The organism is Streptomyces sp. CBMA123 (assembly GCF_014596465.1).
GTDB lineage: Bacteria > Actinomycetota > Actinomycetes > Streptomycetales > Streptomycetaceae > Kitasatospora.
Window position 1 is genome coordinate 1 of the sequence record NZ_MECK01000551.1, and the last position, 596, is coordinate 596.

The 596-nt window shown below is 74.2% G+C and carries 1 protein-coding gene; it reads left to right on the forward strand.

Going from position 1 to position 596, the window contains the following annotated elements:
• Nucleotides 1-596 (forward strand): beta-ketoacyl synthase N-terminal-like domain-containing protein (locus BG452_RS36430; RefSeq protein WP_188308623.1); only part of this gene is annotated, 596 nt, incomplete at both ends.

A 596-nucleotide genomic window follows, 5' to 3' on the forward strand; every position in this document is an offset into this window, starting at 1 on the left:
TTCGTGGAGTTCTCGCGCCAGGGCGGTCTGTCGGCCGACGGTCGGTGCCGTTCGTTCGCGGACGCGGCGGACGGTGTGGGCTGGGGCGAGGGCGTCGGCATGGTCGTGTTGGAGCGGCTGTCGGACGCCCGTCGGAACGGGCACCGGGTGCTGGCGGTGCTGCGGGGCAGCGCGGTGAACCAGGACGGTGCGTCGAACGGTCTGACGGCGCCGAACGGCCCGTCGCAGCAGCGGGTGATCCGGCAGGCGCTGGCGAGCGCCGGGCTGTCTCCGGCCGATGTGGACGCCGTCGAGGCGCACGGGACCGGGACGACGCTGGGTGACCCGATCGAGGCCCAGGCGCTCCTCGCCACCTACGGGCAGGGTCGCGAACTGCCGCTGCTGCTCGGCTCGATCAAGTCGAACATCGGGCATGCCCAGGCGGCGGCGGGTGTCGCGGGCGTGATCAAGATGGTGCTGGCGATGCGACACGGGCTGCTGCCGCGCACCCTGCACGTGGACGCGCCCTCCTCGCACGTCGACTGGACGGCCGGTGCGGTCGAACTGCTCACCGAGCGCGCCGACTGGCCGGCCACCGGCCACCCGCGCCGGGCGGG